General features: G+C 58.9%; 15 protein-coding genes and 2 pseudogenes. 3 read left to right on the top strand and 14 right to left on the bottom strand.

Annotated features, from left to right (window positions below):
- Positions 1-11: 11 nt before the first annotated feature.
- The 4 genes and pseudogenes from ACERHN_RS20695 to ACERHN_RS20680 form a co-directional block, all read right to left on the bottom strand.
- A complete protein-coding gene (locus ACERHN_RS20695; RefSeq protein WP_415922881.1) occupies positions 12-995 on the bottom strand; it encodes a hypothetical protein in 984 nt (327 codons plus the stop codon).
- 27 nt (positions 996-1022) lie between these two features.
- Positions 1023-1235: pseudogene (locus ACERHN_RS20690) on the bottom strand (hypothetical protein); the annotation flags it as partial.
- Between the two features lie 360 nt (positions 1236-1595).
- Positions 1596-2615 (bottom strand): annotated as a pseudogene (locus ACERHN_RS20685) (IS110 family transposase).
- A gap of 152 nt (positions 2616-2767) precedes the next feature.
- Positions 2768-3685: a DMT family transporter gene (locus ACERHN_RS20680; RefSeq protein WP_415922819.1), complete on the bottom strand. Its 918-nt coding sequence runs from the start codon at positions 3683-3685 to the stop codon at positions 2768-2770.
- 268 nt (positions 3686-3953) lie between these two features.
- Between ACERHN_RS20680 and ACERHN_RS20675 the strand changes: the two genes are divergently transcribed.
- Genes ACERHN_RS20675 through ACERHN_RS20665 form a run of 3 tightly spaced genes read left to right on the top strand, consistent with a single transcriptional unit; the run spans position 3954 to position 9995 of the window.
- Positions 3954-6671 (top strand): DNA methyltransferase, encoded by a 2718-nt coding sequence (locus tag ACERHN_RS20675; RefSeq protein WP_415922818.1) that lies wholly within the window; start codon positions 3954-3956, stop codon positions 6669-6671.
- Positions 6664-8724 carry a DEAD/DEAH box helicase gene (locus ACERHN_RS20670; protein ID WP_415922817.1) on the top strand — a complete coding sequence of 687 codons (2061 nt, stop codon included), beginning with the start codon at positions 6664-6666 and terminating at the stop codon, positions 8722-8724. The genes ACERHN_RS20675 and ACERHN_RS20670 overlap by 8 nt, the downstream gene beginning before the upstream one ends.
- A gap of 5 nt (positions 8725-8729) precedes the next feature.
- A complete protein-coding gene (locus ACERHN_RS20665; RefSeq protein WP_415922816.1) occupies positions 8730-9995 on the top strand; it encodes a GIY-YIG nuclease family protein in 1266 nt (421 codons plus the stop codon).
- A gap of 53 nt (positions 9996-10048) precedes the next feature.
- On the opposite strand, the gene ACERHN_RS20660 is transcribed toward ACERHN_RS20665, so the two are convergent.
- From ACERHN_RS20660 to ACERHN_RS20615, 10 genes are read right to left on the bottom strand one after another with little or no spacing between them, the layout of a single operon-like run.
- Positions 10049-11446, bottom strand: coding sequence for a hypothetical protein (locus ACERHN_RS20660; RefSeq protein ID WP_415922815.1), 1398 nt, complete (start codon positions 11444-11446; stop codon positions 10049-10051).
- A 27-nt stretch (positions 11447-11473) separates the two neighbouring features.
- The gene (locus ACERHN_RS20655) at positions 11474-12553 is read right to left on the bottom strand and encodes a type IV secretion system protein (RefSeq protein WP_415922814.1); all 1080 of its coding nucleotides are present in this window, start codon (positions 12551-12553) and stop codon (positions 11474-11476) included.
- A gap of 12 nt (positions 12554-12565) precedes the next feature.
- Positions 12566-12979 carry a hypothetical protein gene (locus ACERHN_RS20650; protein WP_415922813.1) on the bottom strand — a complete coding sequence of 138 codons (414 nt, stop codon included), beginning with the start codon at positions 12977-12979 and terminating at the stop codon, positions 12566-12568.
- Positions 12976-13170, bottom strand: coding sequence for a hypothetical protein (locus ACERHN_RS20645; protein ID WP_415922812.1), 195 nt, complete (start codon positions 13168-13170; stop codon positions 12976-12978). Before ACERHN_RS20645 ends, ACERHN_RS20650 begins: the two co-directional genes overlap by 4 nt.
- Positions 13167-14153 carry an ATPase, T2SS/T4P/T4SS family gene (locus tag ACERHN_RS20640; protein ID WP_415922811.1) on the bottom strand — a complete coding sequence of 329 codons (987 nt, stop codon included), beginning with the start codon at positions 14151-14153 and terminating at the stop codon, positions 13167-13169. Before ACERHN_RS20640 ends, ACERHN_RS20645 begins: the two co-directional genes overlap by 4 nt.
- 4 nt (positions 14154-14157) lie before the next feature.
- Positions 14158-15537: a TrbI/VirB10 family protein gene (locus tag ACERHN_RS20635; protein ID WP_415922810.1), complete on the bottom strand. Its 1380-nt coding sequence runs from the start codon at positions 15535-15537 to the stop codon at positions 14158-14160.
- On the bottom strand, positions 15534-16220 hold the full coding sequence (locus tag ACERHN_RS20630; RefSeq protein WP_415922809.1) for a TrbG/VirB9 family P-type conjugative transfer protein: 687 nt from the start codon (positions 16218-16220) through the stop codon (positions 15534-15536). The genes ACERHN_RS20635 and ACERHN_RS20630 overlap by 4 nt, the downstream gene beginning before the upstream one ends.
- Positions 16221-16231: 11 nt before the next feature.
- The gene (locus ACERHN_RS20625; RefSeq protein ID WP_415922808.1) at positions 16232-16885 is read right to left on the bottom strand and encodes a virB8 family protein; all 654 of its coding nucleotides are present in this window, start codon (positions 16883-16885) and stop codon (positions 16232-16234) included.
- Positions 16886-16901: 16 nt separating this feature from the next.
- Positions 16902-17711: a type IV secretion system protein gene (locus ACERHN_RS20620; RefSeq protein ID WP_415922807.1), complete on the bottom strand. Its 810-nt coding sequence runs from the start codon at positions 17709-17711 to the stop codon at positions 16902-16904.
- Positions 17711-18799 (bottom strand): lytic transglycosylase domain-containing protein, encoded by a 1089-nt coding sequence (locus tag ACERHN_RS20615; protein WP_415922879.1) that lies wholly within the window; start codon positions 18797-18799, stop codon positions 17711-17713. Before ACERHN_RS20615 ends, ACERHN_RS20620 begins: the two co-directional genes overlap by 1 nt.
- Between the last annotated feature and the right edge of the window lie 33 nt (positions 18800-18832).

The following is an 18832-nucleotide window of genomic DNA, read 5'->3' as shown; positions in this document are numbered from 1 at the left end:
TTTGCATAGTCTTATTTTCGCTGGAGTTCAAAATGGGCCCAAAACCTCTGCACTTTATCGACTTGCACAGGTCGAAATGGCCAGAGATCACGCAAGACATCTGCATGCGGATGTCCGAAACCGCGATGCCCGGGATCTGAGCTAAAGATACTCAGCCGAGGTTCGATCATGGATGCAAGACCGGTGAACCAATTGTTCTTGGAGCCGTGGTGGGGCACTTGAAACACTGTCGGCTGGAAAGACCTTTTCTGCCCGAAATATTCGGCCAACGATTGCCATTGACGGTCCGTACTTAGATTGCCATCACCTGTATAAATAGCAGAGCCGTCAAATTGCTCCTCGTACCACGGCCAGTCGGCTCGCCAATGGCCGATGGGACCTCCATATAGGAATAGGCTAAGATCGTTGAGCTGAGACTTCGGGAATATCCGCACATAATGTTTCTTCAGATCGCGCAGCGCGTCCTCACGATCATGATCGGAGCTGTTTAGAAGGGCATCGCGCAAATCATTCACACGCTCGACAAACCTTGCCTCGTTCTTTGGCCTGCTCGTTGGGTCATTGTAGGGCACGAATTCCCAAATTCTTGGGATGAACGCCGTGCTACCCGGATACATCATCAGCATCTGGCAACGATGCCGTGCGCCGGAAAGATATAACATCCATTCGGCCATCCCATCTTGGTCGTCTATCTCCAGGCGGACCTCTGCTTCGGCTTCGATCTTCAACGGCAGATCGCCATCAGGGTCGAAGTCAGGCTCACCGTCTCCGTCAGGATCAGCTGGTCCGTCACCATCCGAAAACGGCACAAAGACTATTTGCTGGAACCCATCACCGGCTTGATCGACTAAGTACTGAGCCGGGTCTGTATAGAACGCAAATTCAGGATCGCTGGGATCGAGCCCCTGTGCGTATCCGATGACAAGCCGATGCCAAAGCGGTGCCCAAGGCAGCATAAGGGTGTGCGTGCCAACATCATTGAGCAGCTGCACCATTCCACTGATGTGGTCTGCATCAAAATGAGAAATCACAACAAGATCTAGCCGGCGTCCATTTGCACGCCTCTGGAACCTACGAAGAGCGTTCCTTACGAGCCGCTGCGACGAGGATGTGCCGCAATCATAGACCCATTGAAAATCTGGCTTAGAAGAGTGTCGGAAGGGCGAGCCAAGGGTAAGTCGCCCTGCGGAGAATAGTCCCTGGCCTACTGGGTGAAAACGATACTCGACGTGCATGCGCATCAATCACCTGTCTCTATTTGCTTTGAAACTAAACTGGCAAGGTCTTCGACAGATCGCAATTGATTAGATGATGCCGAAATGCTCCGCAAAGCTTTTCAATGACCTGTGTGGATGGCTCCTGCATAGCAAGACATTTTTTGAGCTGATATGAGCGTCTGTCAGATGCTGTCGTGTGTCCGGCCTGTTTTCGCAGCGCACACGGCTGCTGGCCCTGATGGTTTCCGCTGACCGAGTCCCAAACCGCTTCGCGGACAACGATGTGTCCCTGACATTCGACGGGGTGTCTTGGTTGGCGGGCTGACATTGCTCCATCATCTCAATGGTCTTGCGTCTCTGGTGTTCTTTGGTTGGCGTTTATGCTGTGTGAGGCTGATACCTTTCGTTGCGGGTCAAGACCGCCCAGATGATGCGGGCCGTTTTGTTGGCCATGGCGACGGTGGCAACGCGCGGAGATTTTCGTTCTCGCAACGACATCGTCTACGGGTCGACGCGGTCAGGATTGACCTTCATCTGGTTCAGTCGAGCGGTCATGCCAGTGACCAGAAGTCGCCTGAGGTATCGATCTCCCATCTTGGAGATGCGCCCGAGGCGTTCTTTGCCGCCGCTGGATCGGTTGATGGGCGTCAGCCCTAGCCAGGCAGCGAACTCTCGTCCATTGCGGAACTGGTGCCCGTCACCAGCGGTCGCAACGATCGCCGAGGCAGTGACCGGGCCTACACCGGGAATGGTTCTCAGCAGCATAACCTTGGGGTCTCGCCGCCCCTCAAGCAGGATGCGTTTATCGTACCAAAGGATACGCAAATGCAGAGCGACCATCTGGTTGCATAGGTTTGTCAGGACCTCAATGGCGACTTCAGGAATGCTCGGACGATCTCCGTCCAGTACCGCCATTGCAAACTTCACGGCCCTGCCGATACCTTGAGCAATCACGATGCCGAACTCACCAAGCAGGCCACGCAGCATGTTGCTGAGCTGGGTTCGTTGCCGCACAACCATGTCACGGGCACGGTGAAGGAACAAAACGCCTTGCTGCTCCTCAGTTTTGACCGCCACGAAACGCATCGTAGGGCGCGTGACCGCTTCACAGATCGCCTCTGCATCAATTGCGTCGGACTTGCCGCGTTTGACATAGGCCTTCACGTACATTGCTGGCATCAGACGGACTTCATGGCCAAGCTTCTGGAACTGCCGCGCCCAGTGGTGGCTCGATCCACAGGCTTCCATACCAATAAGGCACGGCTCAAGGTTCTTGAAGAAGTCCAACAGCTGTGCCCGCCTGAGCGACTTGTTGAACACAACGGTTCCGTGCGCTGTAATCCCGTGCACCTGAAAAATGTTCTTGGCCAGATCTAGGCCGACTGTTGTAACCTGCATTGGGTGGCTCCTTTCATAGCAGTCGATAACAACTGCACTATGGCGCATTGCGACGCCGGGGGTGCAGGAGCCATCCACCCCATCCGCTATGGTTCGCTGCATGTGCGAAATCTATGGCAAAACCGAAGGCCCGGTATGGGCCGGTTGCGGTTCTAAGGAGCCGTGATTGGCGGTGGTTTCCTTCGCTTGCCCGAAAGCGCATTGCCCACAATGGCCGCGAGCAGAACAGCACCTCCGATCAGAGTGTTCGCAGTCGCGGTTTCCCCCAGAAACAGCCAGACCCAGAGTGGTCCGAGTAGCACTTCGGCTAAGGACAACAGGGCGAGTTCTGCCGCGGGGAGGCTGCGCGAGCCCAGTGTGTAGAGGATCAGCCCTGCGCCGACCTGGAATATCCCCATGCCCATTGCAATGCCGCCATCACTGGGGCTCAGCACGAAGGAGAGCCCGAGGCCCAAGCATATGGCCGAAGTAATGACGATCGCGAAGAGGCCAGACAGGAACACCGCTGGCAGCATTTCTCCTGTGCGCCCCCATCGCAGCGCCACGGTGAAGACAGCAAAACCGAAGGCTGATCCAAGCGCGGCGAGGCTGCCCTTTAGGGCGACGCCTCCGGACTTGTCCGCGACCATGATCCCGATCCCGCCGATAGCGACGGCGATCGCTATCCAGGTTGCCGCGCGGACGGGCTCCCGCAACACGATCCATCCAAGCACTGCTGCCATAAATGGTGCGGTTGCAAACAGAAGCATGGCATTTGCGACCGAAGTGTTCTGGATCGCATAGACCCCGCCCGAATAGGCCGCGACGAGCGACAGCCCTGCGACAACAGCCGGAAAGCCTGTGCGGCGGATCTGCGCAAAGGGGCTTTCGCCAGACCGCACGCGGATAAGCACGTAGAGAAACAGCGACAGGCTGATCGACCGATAGAGCAGTATCTGCCACACGACGGCGTCTTCGATCAGGCGAATACCGAGGCCGACCGTCGACCACAGCACACCCGCCGCAAATACGAAGAGCACACCGTTCTTGTGGGCATCGGCAGTTGAAGGGGCTGTGGTGATTGATGTCATGTCCGGCCGATTAAAGATGTCACTTTCTTCAGCTTAGCCTCAGGGCCGGGGTGCCGATCATTCATTTGCGACATTGTCGATGGTTGCCGCACAATGCTGCACTGGACCAAAATCGCCAGTGATTTCCGATTGGCTCAAATGGCTGCGTATTATCAACGCACGTTTTTTCATTGGCGATAGCCGAATTGGGCTGTCAAAGGCGTCGGTCGCTATCGTCATCGCCCCAAAATTTCTATAGCATTCGTATGAGTTTACCGACGGACCCTAAATGAACCCGACAGAAATCGCAGACGCCTTGGAAGAAATCGCCACTCGCCCGTTTGACGGCAGCGAGTTCGCGTTTGCGTTCGCCGCCGCCATGGGCAGTCCGCAAGCCACGGTTTCAAAGCTCCGCAGTGGGACAATCAACAAGTCGAAGGTGTCCGGCGCGGTCCTGATGAACCGCAAGTTCTATGCCATGGTGACCGACCCGGGCGCGGTGGACCAGGGCCTGTCGATGATCCGGTCGGACAAGAAGACCACCACCCACAAACCGGCGATCCTTCTGGCAACCGACGGCGCGGACCTGTCCGCCGAACATGTCGCTTCGGGCGACAGCTTGCACATCAAGTTCGCCGACCTGCATCACCACTTCGGGTTCTTCCTGCCAGCTGCTGGCATGTCGCGCTACAAGGCAGCGGAGGAGAACGAGGTCGACGTCAAAGCGGCCGGGCGACTGGCCAAGCTCTATGATGCGCTTCTCAAGAAGAACCCGGACTGGAAGACACAGGAACGGCGGCATGACCTGAACCAACTGATGACTCGGCTGATCTTCTGCATGTTCGCGGAAGACGTGGGCATCTTCGAAAACAACCTGTTCTCGCGCCTGATCTTCACCCATGCGGGCGACAAAGGGGAAGAGGCGCAGTCCTGCATCGCGTCGGCCTTCGCCGCGATGAACCTCCCCAAGGGCCAGCGTCAGGACCTGCCGGCATGGGCCGACGCCTTTCCCTACGTGAACGGCGGGCTTTTCGCCGATGCTCTGGATGTGCCCAAATTCGACCGCGGCGCCTATCGCTACCTTCAGGATGCCTGCCAGCTCGATTGGCAAGAGATCAACCCGGACATCTTCGGATCCATGATCCAGTCGGTCGCCGATCCGGACAAACGGTCCGAACTGGGGATGCACTACACCTCCGTGCCGAACATCCTGAAGGTGCTGGGACCACTGTTCCTTGATGATCTGGATGAGCAGATCGAAAAAGCCGGCGATAGCCGCAAGGGGCTGGCGCGCGTTCTCAAACGGATCGAGGGGATCCGGGTGTTCGACCCGGCCTGCGGATCGGGCAACTTCCTTGTCGTCGCCTATCGGGAGCTTCGAGCGCGCGAGATGCGCGTGCTGGAGCGTCTGGCGCGGCTGGATGGCGGGGGGTCGGCGCAGATGTTCTCTGGCGTGCGGCTGGCGAATTTCTACGGCATCGAGATCACGGATTTTGCGGCGGAGACGGCCAAGCTGGCGCTTTTCATTGCCGAGTATCAGGCCAATGCGCGGTTCGGTGAGATGTTCGGGAATACAGCGCCGGCACTGCCCCTGCGAGATGGCGGGAACATTGTTTGCGACAATGCACTGCGATTGGATTGGGAGGCGGTTTGTCCGCCACCGAGAGAGGATGAAGAGGTCTTTATTGCGGGGAATCCGCCGTTTGTCGGTTTCAACTCGAGGACGCCAGCGCAATCAGAAGACATGCGCTTCCTGTTGGCTGACCGGCTGAAGAGTTTTGAACGCCTCGATTTGGTGATCTGTTGGTTCATCAAGGCCGCTGACTATATTCGCGGCCGCGCTGGAGCGGGCGCATTGGTTTCGACCAATTCGATTGCTCAAGGAGTGACGGTCAATATTCTATGGCCCGAGGTCTTGCGTGAGGGGATCAGAATTCATTTCGCCCATCGACCTTTCATGTGGGCCAACAATGCTGCAAAGAATGCGGCGGTTTCATGCGTGGTAGTCGGCATCTCATCATCAAGAACCGGACAGTCTGTCATCTTTGATGGCGAACTTCGGAAGGATGCCAACAACATCAATGGCTATCTTCTCGATGCACCCGACGTAACGGTTGCACAGAAAGGTCGGCCAATTTTCCCGCTTCCTAAAATGGATGTTGGCAGCATAGCGCGTGACGAAGGTAATTTGATTTTCTCGGAAACAGAAAGAAACCAGCTTGTTTCGGAGCATCCTGAAGCAGCGCCATTTATCCGCCGTTACATGGGTGCCAGGGAAGTAGCTCAAGGATTGGTCCGTTATTGCCTGTGGGCGGAGACCAATGAACTGGACGATGTGCGAAGCTTTCCTCCCTTGGCGAAACGACTAGATGCGGTAGCCAAGTTTAGGTCCGAAAGCGATGCACAAGTAACTCGAGACGCAGCCGCTGTGCCCCATCGGTTTGGTCAAATAACGGGCAAAGGCGTGCCGAAGAAATCAGCGATATTAATGCCGCGAACATCTTCTTCTCGCAGACCTTATCTACCAGTTGAGTTGGTCGGCAGTGATGTTGTTGCCTCGGCAGATTGTCAGATCATCTTTGACCCTCCTGATTGGTGTTTTGCGATCTTGGCATCTAAGCTTCAATGGTGTTGGGTGAGTACCGTCAGCGGGCGTATGAAGAATGATTTCCGCTACAGTAGCACTTTGTGCTGGCACGTTTTCCCAATACCGCGTTTCACCGAGGATCAGCTGGAAGCGCTGAACACGTCCGCACGCGCGATCCTCAAGACCCGATACATGCACCACCCCAAGACTATCGCGCAGCTGTACGACCCAGACGACATGCCGGACGACCTGCGCGAAGTTCACCGCCGGAATGACGAATTGCTCGAGACGATGTATATCGGGCGTCCGTTTCGCAACGATACCGAGCGGCTTGAGCGGCTGTTCAAGCTCTACGCCGCCCGGATCGAAAAGCTGAAGAAGGATGAGGCCCCCAAAAGAATGGTGAAGAGTAATGGTTGATCTTGTGCGTATGACCTATGGCCATTCCGGCGCGGACTCCAAGACGAACAGCCTCGGCCAGCGCCCGATGCAGGCCCGCGTCTATGAGGCGCGTGCCGCACAGTTCCTGCTGTTGAAGGCTCCCCCGGCGGCGGGCAAGTCCCGCGCCTTGATGTTCCTGGCGCTCGACAAGCTGGAAAACCAGGGCATGAAGAAAGTGGTCGTGGCGGTGCCCGAAACCTCTATCGGCAGTTCCTTCCGCTCGACCGACCTGACCTCGCACGGTTTCTGGGCCGATTGGGACGTGGAGCCGCAATGGAACCTTTGTTTGTCTGGCGAAGATGGCATGGCGAAGTCCCAGAAAGTGAAGGCGTTTGAAGCCTTCATGGACAGCGACGCCCGTGTGATCGTCTGCACCCATGCGACGTTCCGCTTTGCCTTCGACGCGATCGAGAAGGCGCGCGGCGTGGAGGCGTTCGACGATTTCCTGATCGCGGTCGATGAGTTCCATCACGTTGCAGCGGCGGATGACAACCGCCTGGGCGAGATCCTCCGCAAGTTGCTGGCCCGCGAGAAAGCGCACATGATGGCGATGACCGGGTCCTATTTCCGGGGCGACAGCGTGCCGGTCCTGCGCCCTGAGGATGAGGCGCGGTTCAAGTCCATCACCTACAGCTACTATGAGCAGCTTGAGGGATACGAGCACCTGAAGTCGCTGGGGATTTCCTATTCGTTCTACCGGGGGCGATATATCTCGGCGATCCCTGATGTCCTCGACACCGACCGGAAAACCATAATCCACATCCCGCATCGCGGGTCTGCTGAGGCGTTCGGCGAAAAGCACGACGAGGTCGGGCTAATCATGGGCGCGATTGGTGAACACGTCGGCCGCGATCCGGAATCCGGGTTCGATCTGGTGAAACGCGCCTCGGACGGCAAGGTTCTGAAGATCGCCGACCTCGTGGATGACGGCGACGGGCGCGACAGCATCAAGGCCGCGTTGCAGGCAGAGGCGAAGGGCCCCGATGGCAAGCGGGACGACGCGGCGGATCGGGCCAAGGTAGATATCATCATCGCCCTCGGCATGGCCAAAGAAGGGTTTGACTGGCCGTGGTGCGAACATGCGCTGACCATCGGCTATCGCAATTCGCTTACGGAAATCGTCCAGATCATCGGCCGGGCCACCCGCGATGCACCTGGCAAGCCCCACGCCCAGTTCACCAACCTTGTCGCCGAGCCCGGTGTGGAAACAACAGTCGTCGCCGACGCGGTCAACGACATGCTCAAGGCAATTTCGGGTGCGATGCTGATGGAACAGGTGCTGGCGCCCAACTTCAAATTCTATCGCCGAGAAGACGGGGATATCCGCGCGCCTGTTGAGACCACGAACGACGGCACCGTACATATCGGAATCAAGGGCTTGATGGAGCCGCCCACGGCCCGCGCCCGTGCGATTGTCGAAAACGACATGAACGAGCTCGTGGCCAAGGCTTGCCAAGCTATGGACCGACGCGTTGTCGCGGATGATGTCGCCCCGGAAGTCGCCACTCAGATGGTGCTGACGGATATCATCGAGACGACGTACGAAAACCTGTCCGATGACGAAACAGAATCTGTGCGTCAGGACCTCGCAGCGCGGATGAACCTAATCGGCATGGCGAAACGTGCATCGCAAGAAGGCGGGTTTGCTGAAGAGGGCGAAGAGTACGACGCTGAGCCGTCGGAAAACCTGTCCCTGATGAACATGGTGAAGCGTTTCGTAAACGTGCGCGAACTGGATATCGACCTGATCGACAGCGTGAACCCGTTCAAGGAAGGCTTCGACGTAGCCTCGCGTGCCTTTGACACCCCACTCTTGAAGACCATCCAAGACGCGATGATTTCACAGCGCATCCAGATGAGCGAAAAAGAAGCGCTGACACTGTGGCCGCGCATAAAGCGGTTTCGGGCGCAGGAAGGCCGCGAACCCAACCCGCATTCGGCCGATCCATTAGAGAAGCGCCTCGCGGAAGCTCATGCATACATCAAGACGAAAAAGGCCGAACGCCAGCGAGCGGCTAAGTCGGGAACCTGAACCACATGCCGCGCTACAGATCTCTCGATGAAATCTTCGACGAGCCGGATGAATTCGGGCTACTCGACATTAAGGAAACAAACCGCGGCGCGGCGGCAACGCCAGATGCTCGGAACGCCGAGATCGTCTCGCAGGTGAATGCTTTCTACGAGTCGAACGGCCGGATCCCGGACGACAACAGCCTCGACCTTGAGGAGATGAAACTCGGGACGATCTGGCGTTCAATTCGGACCAGTCCATCGGCTGCGATGATGGAGGCAGACCGGAATCGGCTGCTTGGGCATGGCCATCCAGTGGCACCGACCGCAACCATTGCCGAAACGGAGTATCCAGCTGTGCCTGAGCCCGATTGGCGCGAAGACGTTGCCGACGAGGAAGTTCCGGCAAGCCTTGACGACATCTTCGGCGATGATGACTTGGACGTGCACGATGCAGTTCTCAACATCCGAAACGTGACGCCAGCCTCAGAGCGTCAGTTGCCTGACCACCGGGCTGATATGTTCCCGTGCCCGGATTTCGAACACTTCGAATGCGGCTTTGCCGAGATGCAGTCGAAGCTCGAGTCCGGAGATCGAAAGGTTCTCCCGGTTCAGGACAATGTTGAGATCACAGTCTATGAAGGCGATTTCTTCATTCATCGCGGCCTCCTTGTCTATGTCGCCGAAAAAACAGAACTGTCGCGAAGAAGCGGCAAGCCTGATCACCGTTTGAGGATCATATTCTCCAATGGAATGGAGAACGATCCTCTGTCGTCGTCATTTCGCAAAGCGCTCGCAGCAGATAAGACCGCACGGATTGTCGAAAGGGCCGGGTTTGGGCGGCTCGATCCGGAATGGGATCAGGATGGCATGGCGGTCACCGGCACAGTGTATGTGGCGCGAAGCCTGTCGACGGCCCCGGAAATCGCAGAAGTATCAAGGATTCTGCACAAAGTCGGTGTGACCAGTCAGGATGTCCGGAGGCGCATCGCTGATGCGAAGAACGACCCGACATTCCTGCTCGCGCCTGTAGAGATTGTCGCCACCTACGAGTTGCACAATCTGGAGCGCATGAAGGTCGAAGACCTTTTGCATCGCTTTTTTGATGCAGCGCGTCCGCAGAGTCTTGTGATCACGGACCGGTTTGGCAAGGCGGTCCATCCTCGAGAATGGTTCTACGTGCTTCCTGAGCATGTGAGCCAAGCCGTTCAGCTCATTCAGGAACGCAGGTTGCACGAGTACAGGTACGACAGCCAACGCCAGTTGATCGTCAAGGTAGAGCAGGGCAATTAGACGTGCTCTTCTACTGAAACCAGTTCGTTCGGGGTAGGGCGTATGGTCCCGGCTCAGAAGAAGGTGACCTCCCGCAGACCTTGAAACGCGCCTTTCCTGAACGCGCCTGCTTTATGCAGCCGCGGGAAATCTGGAAGCCTGTCTAACTCGAGCAACGGAAGCAAAATGTCAACGCTGAACCATGGCATTTTCGCGGACCTGCTTTCGTCATACATCTTCGAAAGTGCCCTTCCGACGGCATAGGCTCCGGCCAAGTCAATTTTGGAAACGCGTGTTCTATTTCTGGGCAGCAGGCTCCCAGTTGTCGATTTGCCGCCGACATTGAAATAGATCAGATCATGGCCCCACCCGAGGCGTATGATATGTGTCCGGTCGGACCGTTGGATTGAAACTCTCGGAAATAGGTCCCTGACCCAAACCTTATGCTCATCGCACCAGTCGAGGGCTTCCTTCAACATCGCTACGCCGCCTAGGTCTTTCTTCCAGATAGGACATAAGTGCTGAAACCCGGCGAATTTGACCCGCTTCTCACTTCTGCTGTCGTTAGCAACGAAATCACCTTTGCGTGTGACCTTTGGAGACCACATTTGTTCTTCAAGCGCGGCTGCGTCTTCCAAACCTATGTGCATGTCATCAATCGCAACTTTGGTATTCGCAGAAATGGCTCTGTGTCGTGTTTCAAGCAGTGTGATGGGCGGTAGCGGTTTCCTCGGGTGTTGGTCGAGGATCGAAGGCCCATTGGGTCGAACGATATCGTCAGAAACGTCAACTGGTCTGTCCGTTTTCCCGTCGTGGTCGACGAGCCAACGGTAGGGTGCACCAAGGTCCATAGGATCGTCGTTCATGAGCGAAAGATGTGGCAGACCCTTTTTCAGGAACGCCATGATCTCGCGCGTATCCTGACGTTCCGCCCCCATGAGCCTCCCCTGAAAGGATTGGCGGTCTGACCTGCTTTGACGGGCTTTCAGCGCATTTTCGATGCGCTCACGTTCGATATCGCCTAGCTGGCGCCGCGCATACGCAATCGAAACATCTACGTCCCCGTAGTCATCGCGCTCCTCGAGCGCACTGCCAAATAGCTTCAAGGTGATGCGCTGCAGGCGATCGGGGTCGCCGTTGATGACCTTGGCCCGGGCGAGAAGTTCAGAAATGATTGTCTCGACCTTATCGCGACCGATACGCTTTCGCTTGGGTTCCAGTGCGAGGCGTGTCCCATTCGGCGTGAGCTGCCAACAAAACAAACCGTCTAGGATGTCGGCAGGCTCCAAGTACCCAGCCTCAGCCATCTGGCGCAAGACGCGGTTGGCATGATGCGCATCGCAGTCCAGAACACGTATTGCCTCTTCAAGCCCGACAGATCTTCCATTTATTGCTGAGCGCAGGACTGCTTGAACCCGCTCTAGTGGTACCGTTTCTACTGGTGAATGTTTATGGGACCACCGTTCATCCATGGCTCGGTAGCCTTGCAAAACAAAGCTTCATCGTCTTCGCCCCAACCTTCCCAGTCGGGCCAGTTGCGCCAGCATCTGGGACCCGGTCCCTGGTGACGCTGTGCCGCTTGCCTGACCCGTCTGCCCCATCCCCTGCCGCACAGGCATCTGCTGCACACCGAAGAATTGCCGGGCCCGGAGAGCTGCGTATTCTGCGCCGCTTGCCCCACCGATCAGGTAGCGGTTGTATGCCTGCTGGCTGCCCATGGCGGCGCGGGCGAAGCTGTAACCGCCGCCGAGACCGCCGGAGAGGGCGGGCATCATGATGTTGCCGGAGATCGCGCGAACGATAAACGGCGTGGCGATAATGAAGCCCTTGGCCATAAGGACCATCATGAAGAAGGGGATCAGCGCGCCGATATTGGAGGCCCCTTCCGGGTCGCCAAGCTCACCGATCAGAGCGGATGAGACGCCAGTGATCGTTGCGAATACACCTGCGACGACGATGGGGTAGAGCGCGAAGGAAATCAAAGCCGACAGCCAGCGCGCGAAATAATCTTTGGTCACTTCGAAGAGGGTGAGGAAAATCATCACCGGGGCAATCCCGATCAGAAGGGCGATCATCAGGCGCGAGGCCACGAGGATGAACGCGGCCAGCCCGCCGAGGATTGAGAGCAAGAGGACCCCGACAATGTCGAGCATGGCCCCTGCCATCCAGTTCAGCTCGGATCCGGCTGCGTTCAGGTAATCGCCAAGTTCCGAGATCAGCCGGTCGAATTCTTCCGCGAAGGTACCAGAAGGGCCGGGAGTTCCACCACCGACCGAAGCCACGAGCGCCCCCGCAATGCTGTCGATGCCGGCCAGGATGGCGGAGGAGAGGGCGTTGAACTGCACCCAGTTGGTCGCGAATATTCCAATCAACCCGATCTTGACCGCGAGCCAAAAGGCCGTGCGGCCGTCCATCGCCTTGTATTGGTAGATCATGTTCAGGAAGACGAGGATCACCACGAGCGTTGTTACCAGGACGAGAAGCGTGCCCACCGTTGCCGCGACCGACCCGAACTGGGTTTCGGCGGCGGTGTTGAGATAGCCCTGGGAGGTTTCAACGAAATAGGTGACGACGCTCATAACGGGGCTGCCTTACCAATTGCCCGCGACTTTGCAGATGGCTTCGGCCTCAAGGCGAACGTCGTTGGCGCGCCGGTTATATGCCTCGGATGCTTCCAACATTTTCCAGCGTTCGTCACTGGCGTGGCGCTCACGAAACACCTCCTCGGCTGCGCCCCAATGGGGGAACCGTGTTTCGCAATCGCAGTTGCCGCTCTCGACGATGCGTTCGAGGTTTTGGGCGCGGTAGATGTCTTGGACCAATACGCGCTGATAGGCTTGGCGCAGGGGGATGTCTTGCATCCAGACGGGCTCGGCGGGCCGGCCCGGACAGACGTTGAAGCTGCGATCGAGGGTCGGCACCAGATTGCGCTCAGCGAAGGCCGGGACAGTCAGAAGGCTCAGGGCCAGCGCGATCCATGCACTGGCTTGCCGTGCCGGCTTCATTTCGTGGCTCCGAAGGATGTAGTTTCACGCTTCAGGAAGACCGTGTGCCCAGCATTCGCGAATTCCGAGGAGCTGATCGACACGACCTCCCAGCCATCTGCGCCTTTCAAATTCAGGCTGGCTTGCATGTCGGCAAGGCTGGTTTTGCGGGTCATGGGGAAATTAAGGATGTCATATTCAAAGGTCTTCATTGGGAAGCTCCGATCTCATTGGCGCCGGGGAGGTAGAATTCTGTGATGCCGCGTTTGCCATCGTTTCGACCGGCCTGGATGATCACGTCGATGGAATTCTTGATGTACTGGATCATGTCGGCATAGGTCATTGGGATCTCGGTCTTGAGCGCAGCGATAGCGAGCCTCTGCACAGCAAGTTGCGGAGTTTCGGCGTGCAGCGTGGTCATGGAGCCGCCATGGCCGGTGTTGATGGCTTCGAGGAAAGTCATTGCCTCTTTGCCGCGCACCTCGCCGAGGATAATCCGGTCCGGGCGCATGCGCAGTGTCGCGGTCAGAAGCACATCGGCGGTCTGGAACTCCGCATCACGATTGGCGATGAGGGTCACGGCATTTGGCTGCATCGGCAGAAGCTCCGCGGCTTCCTCGATGGTGACGATGCGTTCTTCTGATCGCACGTGAGAGAGGATCTTCCGTGCGGCGACGGTCTTGCCCGTGGAGGTACCACCCGAGACGATCATGTTGAGCTTGTTCTCGACGCAGAAGGCCAGGGCATCGTCGATCACGCCCGCGGCCACCACCTCTCGCAGTTCCCGGGTTTTCTCGAGTCGGAGTTCTTCAAGCTTGCGTTCTTTGCCATAGAGGAAATCGAGCGCGATCCCATCAAGTGGCAGGCTTGAGAAAAACCGCAAGCTGATCGACATGGCGGAGAGCACGGCGGGCGGAGTGATGACCTGCGCCCGGATTGGCCGCCCCTTGTAGGTGATCGAGACCGAGACGATGGGGCGGTCCTTGCTCATGGTGGTGTTTGCGGAGGAGGCAATCTGGTTGCCGAGGTCTTTTACTTCCGTTGCGGTCAACGCCTGGTCCAGCTTTCGCATGAAGTGATCGCCCTGGAATTCTCCCCAGCAGCTGCCATCGGGGTTGATGCAGATCTCGATGACATCGTCGCGGGCGGCGGCGTCGATCCGATCAAGCGAGGTTTCGAGATAGCTTACCGACATGGGCTCAGAATATTTCCAGATCGCGGTCGACCATCACCGTGACGCGCGCGCCCGGGTCGACATAAATGACCGGACCGATCGAAAGGTAATCGCCGATCACGCTGTCCGTAGCATCGGCAAGATCATCGCCCATGTCTTCCAGCACGTTGGACGCGGTCTCATCCTGCACATTTGCAGCAGCGGCGCTTGGCGCAGCGGAAATCAGAGAAATCAACGCTGCGGAGCCAAAACGTTCAGCGAAGCGCGTGTCGACAAAACCGGTCACGCCAGAGCGGCCCAATTCGTCACCCCCGAAAGAGCTGATCTGGATCGTCTGGTTGTCGGGCAGGATGATCCGGTCCCAGGCGATGGTGACCCGGCGCTGCGCGATATCGACACCGGAACGGTAGCGCCCGATGAGGCGGGAGCCGCGTGGGATCAGGAGGCGGGAACCATCGAAACTGAACACATCTTCGGAGACGATGGCACGGGTCTGGCCGGGCAGGGAACTGTCGAGGGCGGTTTCCATGACCGCTTGGATCATCGTGCCCTGGATGATGGTGTTGGACGGATTGGCAATGACCTCGGCTTGCGTCACCGAAGTGGGCAGCGCACCGTTCAGCACAAAATCCGTCACCTCGCCGAAGGTGCGTTCCGTCAAAGCGGCCTCGTTCGCTCCGGACGTGCCACCAAAGGCGATGGTGGGCGAGGTGATGCGGCGATCCTGAAACGCACGTTCCTCGGCCGCGCGGCGTTCGAGTTCCGCGAGCCGTCTTGCTTCCTCCTCGCGGCGCAGCCGTTCTTCCTCCCGCGCGCGCAGCTCGTCCTCTGTGGGGCCGATGGGTGCCGGAAGGGGCCGATTGGCCTCAAGCTGCGCAAGTTCGAGGTCCATGCGGAGCTGCTCCAACTCGCGATCACGCGCCGTGAGCTCATCTCGGAACTGCTGCTGCGCGTCTTCCGACGCGGCCTGCAAGGCCGCGATTTGGGCGGTCAGCGCATCGATGGCTTCGGCGGCTGCTGTGTCTTCCTCCACGACGGGTTCGGGCGCATTGCGCAACTCCTCGATCTGGGTCTGAAGGGCGGCGAGTTGTGCCAAAAGCTCGGCGTTCGGTTCCACCGGGTCTGGTGCGACCAGAACGACGTCGGGCTCGGGTGGGGGGAGGGTTTCGATAGCGCCAAACCCGTCGCCTTCGTTCTGGAACACGTCCGGCGTTGCCGTGGGCAGGGCTTCCTCTTCCTCGGGTTGGGACAGGAGATAGAGCAATGCCCCACCCGCACCGATCAGGAGGACGACGACCAGTGCGAGCAGCGGCGAGCGCCGTGCGGCAGGGGGTGAGCTCGCGCCTTTGCCTTGCTCGAGGGCGGCGAGTCGTTTTTCGAGGTCCGCGTTTCCGGTGTCGCTCATGATCCCACCCCCGCAGGCGGTGTGGCCTCGATACAGACCACCTCGTCACCGATCCGCAGGACCCATTGCATGTTCACCCCGGAGACGCGGATTACGCCATCCTCGGTGGCCTGCGTGTTGACCGTCCGTTCTCGGCCATTGGCGTAACGGAAGATCGCCGGCACCGGTGCGTTCCGCGGGAATTCGAAAAATGTGAAGGTCCCGTCATCCCAGACGCGGGTCGGGGTGAACTCGGTGCGCGCGCTGGCACCGTAATTGTAGTTCGGCGCTTGGGCCGCGATGGCACGCGTGGGCCGTACATTGTCTTCGGGATAGCGGAACTGGACCACGTAGAAGGTCGGGCTGCGGGTTTCCTGGACGTTGAAATAGTAGCTGCGGCGGTTGGTATAGACGGTGACATTGGTATGGACACCGCGCGCGACAGGCTTGATCGCGAAGGCCTGGCCGCCCGGAACGCCGTCGATCTCGAAGCCCTCCGTGTCGCCCGCAATGATCGAGCGGATGCTTTCGCCCTCGCCGAACTCGATGGTGGTCACATGGGTCAGCGAGACATTCAGTCGATAGACCTCACCTTCCTGGTAGGTGGCCAAGCGCACGCGGTTGTCATTGGGGCCGCCGCGCGGAATGGCTTCGGCGAAGGCGAGGCCGGGCAACAGGGCAATGACAAAAACAAGCGATCTCATAAACAACAACGTCAGTTCTCCAATCTGTCGGAGCGGATGGAATATTCGAGGACCGTGAAGCCGAAGGGGTTCGTCCAGACCTCGTCGATGGAGCGGCGGGTCTCGGGACGGAACTCGAAGAGAAGCGTGGCGGTGAAAAGCCCGGTCTGGATGCCATTGATCGAGGTCAGGCGCTTGCGCAGGCGGACCGTGGCGCGGTTGGTGCCGATGCGATTGATGCTGAGGATTTCCACGTCGAGCCGCGCATTGGGGCCATAAACCGTCGGCGGGTAGTTCTCGTTGGCGCTGTTCCAGATCTGGCGCAGCCCGCTCTCGGCGGCCCCATCAGACCGGCGCAAAACGCTTCGGATGCGCAGATCATTGTCGAGCTGGTTGTAGACCTCGCGGTCGGTCACGTAACGGAAGACTTCGGCCTCAATAATGGCCTGGTTGGCAGTTACCGAAGTCGCGCCCACCGATGCCTCGGGCAGGGCAAAGCCGGAGGCGGGATCATAGGGCACGACCACGGGGGGTGGATCGACATCGAGGATCACGACGGCCGCCGCGCTCAGGCAACCGAGGCCGCCGAAGATGAGGCCGATGAGCCCAAGGCGCTGCCAGAGCCGTTCCCTGCGAAGCGCGCCGTAGACCAGCTCTTCTTCGATGATTTCCTGTTCACTCGCCACGCGTCACACCCCTGAATCAGTCTGCGCGCAGGTCCGGCAGCGTAAAGTCCATGAAGCGCTGCTCCTCTGCGATGGTGGCGGCATCGATCACGCCGCCGGTCCCGTCGCCCACGGTCTGCACGGCTTCGAGCTGCCACATGGCCACGAGCGCGATTGCCAGTTCCGCCGTCACGCGCGTGTTGAGATCCACGCTTTCCTTGAGTTCGTCCATGTCGTCGATCAGCCCGACCAGTCGATCGACCCGTTCCAGCGATTGACCCGCGTCCTCGTAGCTGTTCTGGGCCGCTGCCGAGACGAGCGCGCCGGTCGTGGCCTGTGTCGCCACGCGATTGGCGCCTGGATTGCCGCTGGTGGCCATTTCCGAAAGCGTATCGTCGTCAAATCCGAGATCAGCGAGCACCCGGTCCATCTGGGTTTCGATCTCGCCCGCGCCGGAGCCGGAGAGGCCCGAGAAGTCTCCGGTCTTGATGGCTTCAATGGTGGCGAGGATGTCGCCGAACTCCTGATCGAGCAGGCCGTTCAGCTCATCCTCCATTTCGGTGCGGATGATTTCTGGAAGTTCGGCAAGACGGGTCAGCGCTTCATATGTCCGTTGCAGCTCCGCGAGTTGTTCCGTGAGTGTCGCAAGCTGTTCGCGGAGCTGCGTCAGCTGCTCGTTTTGCAGGATCTCGTCTTCGATCATCTGCCGGAGCTGCTGGATGTTTTGTGCGATGTTCTGGGTATCGACCACGGGTACGCCTTGCGCCATGACAGGGGACAGGGTGCCGAGATGCAGGCCAATTCCAAGCGTCGTGGCCAAGGCCGTCCTCACGAGTAGATCTCTCATCAGTCTATCTCCCTGATCGTGAATTCCATGAACGCGCCCTCGGCCCAGCGGGCGCTGGCCTGCGCCAGCTCTTCGGCAGAAAGCACGCGGGTGCGCGCGGCCTGTAGCCGGATGCGGGCCGCGACGAGACGCACGAGTTCGGCGCGGGCATAGGTGTTGAGCGCGATGCTTTCCTGCACGTCTTCGGTTTCAGAGATCCGCTCGACGATATCCGCAATACGCAGGGCGGCCTGCCGGATCGCGGCGGGCGAGTTATTGCCATAGAAAGCAGCGCCATGCCCGGTGATCGAGAGGTTCGCATTGGCGAGAAGCGCCGGATCGATCGTGCCGAGCGCTTCGATCCCGCCGATGCGGCTCAGGTAGAGATTGTAGCGTTCGGGGATGACCTGGACGTAGTGCTGCGTCTCGCGGAAGGGCGGCACGCCACCATATTCGAAGACGCGACCGGGTCCGGCGTTATAGGCCGCGAGCGCATTGATGATATTGCCGTCGAAGGTATTGAGTTGCGTTGCAAGATACCGCGCGCCGCCATGCACCTGCAGATAGGGGCTGTCATAGTATTCCGGGTTGATGCCGAGATCGCTGGCGGTACCGGGCATAATCTGGGTGAGGCCAAAGGCGCCGACCGGCGAGCGGGCGCCAATCGTGAAGCGGCTTTCCTGCCAGATGAGCGCTTGCAGCAGGGCGCGCCATTGAACCGGGGAGAGACCGGCGCGGCCTACGCCCGCAAAGCCGCTGGTCTCCTGGGCCACGCGGATGATGAGCTGCTCGATGTTTTCCGCCGCATCGCCGAACATCTGCGCGCCGCCAGGATTTGGATCGATTTCGGCATTGCCATAAACCGCCTCAACGGAGCGGTCCGGATCGCCGCTGCCGCTTTCCAGCCCGGAGACCATGGCCGGCAGACCCTGGCCGCCAAAGCTTGTCTGGGCATCGAGGATGCGTTGCAAGGTTTCGAGTTGCTCCCGTTCGATCTCGGCAATGAGCTCGCGCACGGAAAGCTTGTCGGCTTGAATGGCGAGGTCGGCCTCGCGGTCGCCGGTCTCGACGATATCGCGCGCGGTCAGCCCGCTGTCATTCGTCGGCACACCTTGGGACAGGGCGAGACCGGGCAGCAAACA

This window comes from Tateyamaria rhodophyticola (assembly GCF_047777875.1).
Taxonomy (GTDB): domain Bacteria; phylum Pseudomonadota; class Alphaproteobacteria; order Rhodobacterales; family Rhodobacteraceae; genus Tateyamaria.
Note: the sequence above shows the minus strand (reverse complement) of the source record. Positions and strands in the feature narration are given on the sequence as shown.

Excerpts from the sequence above, each read along its gene's own strand:
- ACERHN_RS20635 (WP_415922810.1), bottom strand. The coding sequence starts at position 15,537 with ATGAGCGACACCGGAAACGCGGACCTCGAAAAACGACTCGCCGCCCTC.
- ACERHN_RS20620 (WP_415922807.1), bottom strand. The coding sequence starts at position 17,711 with ATGAGAGATCTACTCGTGAGGACGGCCTTGGCCACGACGCTTGGAATT.
- ACERHN_RS20660 (WP_415922815.1), bottom strand. The coding sequence starts at position 11,446 with ATGGATGAACGGTGGTCCCATAAACATTCACCAGTAGAAACGGTACCA.
- ACERHN_RS20645 (WP_415922812.1), bottom strand. The coding sequence starts at position 13,170 with ATGAAGACCTTTGAATATGACATCCTTAATTTCCCCATGACCCGCAAA.
- ACERHN_RS20665 (WP_415922816.1), top strand. The coding sequence starts at position 8,730 with ATGCCGCGCTACAGATCTCTCGATGAAATCTTCGACGAGCCGGATGAA.
- ACERHN_RS20655 (WP_415922814.1), bottom strand. The coding sequence starts at position 12,553 with ATGAGCGTCGTCACCTATTTCGTTGAAACCTCCCAGGGCTATCTCAAC.
- ACERHN_RS20675 (WP_415922818.1), top strand. The coding sequence starts at position 3,954 with ATGAACCCGACAGAAATCGCAGACGCCTTGGAAGAAATCGCCACTCGC.
- ACERHN_RS20695 (WP_415922881.1), bottom strand. The coding sequence starts at position 995 with ATGGTGCAGCTGCTCAATGATGTTGGCACGCACACCCTTATGCTGCCT.
- ACERHN_RS20630 (WP_415922809.1), bottom strand. The coding sequence starts at position 16,220 with ATGAGATCGCTTGTTTTTGTCATTGCCCTGTTGCCCGGCCTCGCCTTC.
- ACERHN_RS20680 (WP_415922819.1), bottom strand. The coding sequence starts at position 3,685 with ATGACATCAATCACCACAGCCCCTTCAACTGCCGATGCCCACAAGAAC.
- ACERHN_RS20670 (WP_415922817.1), top strand. The coding sequence starts at position 6,664 with ATGGTTGATCTTGTGCGTATGACCTATGGCCATTCCGGCGCGGACTCC.
- ACERHN_RS20640 (WP_415922811.1), bottom strand. The coding sequence starts at position 14,153 with ATGTCGGTAAGCTATCTCGAAACCTCGCTTGATCGGATCGACGCCGCC.
- ACERHN_RS20650 (WP_415922813.1), bottom strand. The coding sequence starts at position 12,979 with ATGAAGCCGGCACGGCAAGCCAGTGCATGGATCGCGCTGGCCCTGAGC.